Source organism: Streptomyces alkaliphilus, from assembly GCF_014141535.1.
GTDB classification, from domain to species: domain Bacteria; phylum Actinomycetota; class Actinomycetes; order Streptomycetales; family Streptomycetaceae; genus Streptomyces; species Streptomyces alkaliphilus.
On the sequence record NZ_VKHT01000456.1, the window covers coordinates 1 to 4,043 of the forward strand.

Annotated in this window: 5 protein-coding genes; 3 read left to right on the forward strand and 2 right to left on the reverse strand. The window is 70.4% G+C overall.

What is annotated here, in order from left to right; all coding sequences use genetic code 11:
- Positions 1-39: 39 nt before the first annotated feature.
- Positions 40-168 carry a hypothetical protein gene (locus tag FNQ90_RS28165; protein ID WP_267133054.1) on the reverse strand — a complete coding sequence of 43 codons (129 nt, stop codon included), beginning with the start codon at positions 166-168 and terminating at the stop codon, positions 40-42.
- 148 nt (positions 169-316) lie between these two features.
- On the opposite strand from FNQ90_RS28165, the gene FNQ90_RS14865 reads away from it, so the two are divergent.
- On the forward strand, positions 317-1,300 hold the full coding sequence (locus tag FNQ90_RS14865) for an aldo/keto reductase (RefSeq protein WP_182606820.1): 984 nt from the start codon (positions 317-319) through the stop codon (positions 1,298-1,300).
- 54 nt (positions 1,301-1,354) lie between these two features.
- On the opposite strand, the gene FNQ90_RS28465 is transcribed toward FNQ90_RS14865, so the two are convergent.
- Positions 1,355-2,275 (reverse strand): phosphorothioated DNA-binding restriction endonuclease, encoded by a 921-nt coding sequence (locus FNQ90_RS28465; RefSeq protein WP_182606821.1) that lies wholly within the window; start codon positions 2,273-2,275, stop codon positions 1,355-1,357.
- A gap of 342 nt (positions 2,276-2,617) precedes the next feature.
- On the opposite strand from FNQ90_RS28465, the gene FNQ90_RS14875 reads away from it, so the two are divergent.
- Together FNQ90_RS14875 and FNQ90_RS14880 are read left to right on the forward strand one after the other, a co-directional pair.
- Positions 2,618-3,607, forward strand: coding sequence for a GTPase family protein (locus FNQ90_RS14875; RefSeq protein WP_182606822.1), 990 nt, complete (start codon positions 2,618-2,620; stop codon positions 3,605-3,607).
- A 13-nt stretch (positions 3,608-3,620) separates the two neighbouring features.
- Positions 3,621-3,833 (forward strand): hypothetical protein, encoded by a 213-nt coding sequence (locus FNQ90_RS14880; RefSeq protein WP_182606823.1) that lies wholly within the window; start codon positions 3,621-3,623, stop codon positions 3,831-3,833.
- Positions 3,834-4,043 lie beyond the last annotated feature (210 nt).

Consider the following 4,043-nt stretch of genomic DNA (forward strand, 5'->3'; position numbering starts at 1 on the left):
GTGGGGGAGTCCCGCCGGTGGGTGGGGTCGGGACGGTGCTCACGCCGTCCCCCTTCCGCCGGCGGTGTGTCCGGCGACGAGGACGAGCGCGAGAGCGAGGGCGAGGAGGGTGGTGGTGCCGAGGCCGACGACCATCTCGGTCCACCACCGGCGGGAATCGGGGGCCATGGGGCCATCATGGACCGGCGGGTGAGGGAGCGGTAGCGGATTGTGCGCCCGGCCGGCTCCGGGAGGCCCGTCCGGTCGTCGGGTTCCGGAACCGCCCGAATCACGCCGGGGGCCGGCGGCGGACACCCCGACTGCGAGAATGGCCGGCATGGAGCAGCGTGAATTCGGCAGGTCGGGGCAGCGGGCATCGGTGATCGGACTCGGCACCTGGCAACTGGGCGCCGACTGGGGAGAGGTGAGCGAGAAGGACGCCATGGCCGTGCTGGACGCGGCGGCGGAGGCCGGGGTCACCTTCCTGGACACCGCCGATGTCTACGGGGACGGCCGCAGTGAGCGCCTGATCGCCGCCTGGCGCCGGGAGAACCCGGGCGTCGGAGTGATGGTGGCGACCAAGATGGGCCGCCGCGTCGAGCAGCTCCCCGAGCACTACAGCCTCGACAACTTCCGTGCCTGGAACGACCGTTCGCGCGCCAACCTCGGCGTGGACACCATCGACCTGGTGCAGCTGCACTGCCCGCCGACCGCCGTGTACTCCTCCGACGAGGTCTTCGACGCCCTCGACACCCTCGTCGCGGAGGGCCGCATCGCCCGCTACGGCGTCAGCGTGGAGACCTGCGAGGAGGCCCTGGCCGCCATCGCGCGCCCCGGCACCACCTCGGTGCAGATCATCCTCAACCCCTTCCGTCTCAAGCCGCTGGAGCGGGTCCTGCCCGCCGCCCGGGAGGCCGGGGTCGGGATCATCGCCCGGGTGCCGCTGGCCTCGGGGCTGCTGTCCGGCCGGTACACCGCCGACACCACCTTCTCCGCCGACGACCACCGTACCTACAACCGGGAGGGGCAGGCCTTCGACCGGGGGGAGACCTTCTCCGGCGTGGACTTCGCCACCGGGGTGGAGGCGGCCCGCGAGTTCGCCGCCCTCGCCCCGGAGGGCGCCACCCCCGCGCAGACGGCGCTGCGGTGGATCCTCCAGCAGCCCGGCGTGACCACCGTGATCCCCGGCGCGCGCTCCCCGGAGCAGGCCCGCGCCAACGCGGCGGCGGCCGACCTCGCGCCGCTGCCGGACACCACGCTGGAAGCCGTGCGCGAGCTGTACGACCGGCGGATCCGGCCGCAGGTGCACGACCGCTGGTGACCCGCCCGGGCCGCGCCCCGCACCGCCGCCGGGCGGCGCGGGGCGCCGCCCGGCTCACACGGCGGTGGGGGCGTGCCGGAACACCTCGCGGTCGTGCCAGGCCAGGTACTCCACCGCCGGCCACGCCTTCGGGTCGGCCGGTCGCCGCAGCGGGGCGCCGTCCAGTTCCAGGACGGCGCGGCCGGCGGGCGTCTCCGCCTCGTACGACGGGGAGACCCGGAGGCGGGTTTCGGCACCGGTGGTCAGCCCCAGCACCCCGTGGTCGAAGAGGCGGTGGTGCAGGACGCACAGTGCCAGGCCGTTGTCCTTCCGGTCCGGGCCGCGCTGGCTGTGCCAATGGATGTGCGCCGCCTCCAGGCCCACCGACATCCCGGCCAGGCGACCGTCGTACCCGCACATCGCGCACGCCCGTCCCCAGGCGTCCAGGACGAGGCGGGGGAACGCGGGGTCGCGGGGACGGCGGGTGGTGAGCACCAACCGGGCGGCGATCGTCTCGAAGTCGGTCAGTCCCGGCCCGGCCGCCTCCAGCAGACTCTCCCGCAGGGCCGGTGTGAAGTGGTGGTCGATCAGCGACTCCACGACCTCGGCCAGGGTCACGGGGTCGGCGAGCAGCCGCTCCACGGCAGGCCGCAACCGCCCCCGGGCCCCGACCGCTCTCAACCGCGAACCACGGTCGGGGAAGTGGGTCGGGATCGTCTCGGCGCCCTCGGCAGAAGGAGCCCACAGGTGTCGCTCCAGGCGTACGAACGGTGTGGCGGCCCGATCGCGCGAGGGGCGGCTCACGGGAGGGCCGAACTTGTCGATCAGGGTTCCGACCGGTTGCTCCAACTCCTCGTAGGTCACCTCCGTGGTGCCGTGTTCGACGAACCGGTTGATCAGCCACAACAGCATCAGTGGCTTGTGCGGCGCGCGCCCTCCGTCGTTGTTGGCCCGGCGCAACTTGGTCAATCTCCTGAAGAGTTCCTCCCGCTCCACGCCCACACCGTAGCCGTCGGTACCGAGCCTCGGGGAGGGCGGTGGGAGCCGTCTGCCGTTCGCGGCCGGGGGCCGACGCGGGCCGGTTTTCCACGGGTGCGCCGAGGTCGAAAGAGCAGAGATGAAATCCCTCAGATGATCGGGTGATCAGCGGACGTTTCCCCCTACTCTTCGGATGCGCCGTGCCGTCGCGTGTCCCATCGGGGCCATGCGTGCGACCCGAAGTGCGATGTTCGAATCCTTGTCCCGTATTTCTCGTACCCGCCCCCGGGGGGAGCGGGTACCGGGGGGCGGGAAAGCGCGGTTCCGGAGCGGACGGAGCCGCACGAATGGGGGAGCGTGATGGATCGAATCGATGAACGGGAGATCCGGGAAAGGGTGAGAAGGGCCGTCGCGGAGGAGAAATCCCGACCACTTTCCGTGGCGATCGTCGGGCAGACGGGAGTGGGGAAATCATCCCTCCTCAACGCGCTGTTCGGCACCACGCTGGAAGTCGGGGACGTCGCCCCCACGACGAAGGAGCCGGAACCGGTGCGCGTGAAGGGCGCGCGCGGCCACGAGATCGTTTTCTGGGACATGCCGGGAATCGGTGAGTCGGCCACCGCCGACAGGAGGTACCTGGAGCTCTACCTCACCCGTCTCGTGGAATGCGACGTGGTGTTGTGGGCCCTGCACGCCGACAGCCGTTCGGTGACCTACGACCGGAACGTCCTCGACCGGCTCCTGGACTCCGCGGGGGAGGACGCGCGCAGGGCCCTGGTGGGGAAGATCACCCTCGTCCTGACCAAGGTCGACATGCTGGCTCCGCCGCCCTGGATCTTCGCCAAGGAGCGGAAGGACGGCTTCTTCGCGCCGAGCGCCGAACTGGAGGCGAGGATCGGGGCCAAGGCGGACTACTTCGAGGAGGCGTTCCTGGCGTCCTACGCCGAGTGGTTCCGGAGTCGCACGTACGACGACTGCGGATTCTCGCCCCCGGACGACCGGTTCGAGGTCGACTCCGGGCACGTGGTCTTCAACGGCCACCTGATGGCGGAGGAGTGCGAGAGGCTCTCGCGGAAGCATCCGGAATTCTCCGGGGTGTTCTCCCGATTGCGGGACAACTGTCGGGTCATCTGCTGTTCGTCCGCTTTCCGATACGGGTTGGCGGAACTGCTCAGCGTGGTGGTGAACAAGATCGACCTGTCGGCGAGTGGTCGATTCGGCAAGGTCATCGGACGCGTCGAGGACGTTCAGCGGGTGAAGGTCTCCGAGGTCCGTTCGGCCGGCACCATCGTGGTGTGGGACATTCGCCGGGATCGCAAGGTTTTCGACTTTCTTGATGTGGATTTTTGATAAAGGGGGATAAATGTCCGAAGCGCATATCCGTGGGATCGTGCAGAGTCACGCGGCACGGAACAGTGAGTTCAGGGCCCGGGCGGCCAATGCCGCGAAGGCCGGGGCCCTTGCCGCCTTGGAGCGACTGATCGAGAAGGCGCTGTTCGAGGCGGGGGTGAGGGCGCTGGACTTCACACGTGCCACCGTGCACAACATCGCGGAGTGGATCAGGGCCAACTGGTGAACCGCTCCGTGCCCTCCTTTCCCCATGTTTTCCCCGTATTTTCCCCGTATTTTCCCCGCATTCACTCGGAGTACGGGCCCCCGGCGGGGCGGGGGCCGCGAGAGGCGGGTGACCATCCCGTGCCGGCACCGGCACAGGCACCGGCACCGTGGTCGGGGCCGCGTGTCACGGGGAGCCCGCGAAGGGGATCGGCGTGCGGGGGCGGTCGGG

Bases quoted from the DNA above. Each gene is read 5' to 3' on its own strand.
- FNQ90_RS28165 (WP_267133054.1), bottom strand. From the start codon at position 168: ATGGCCCCCGATTCCCGCCGGTGGTGGACCGAGATGGTCGTCGGCCTC.
- FNQ90_RS14865 (WP_182606820.1), top strand. From the start codon at position 317: ATGGAGCAGCGTGAATTCGGCAGGTCGGGGCAGCGGGCATCGGTGATC.
- FNQ90_RS14875 (WP_182606822.1), top strand. From the start codon at position 2,618: ATGGATCGAATCGATGAACGGGAGATCCGGGAAAGGGTGAGAAGGGCC.
- FNQ90_RS14880 (WP_182606823.1), top strand. From the start codon at position 3,621: ATGTCCGAAGCGCATATCCGTGGGATCGTGCAGAGTCACGCGGCACGG.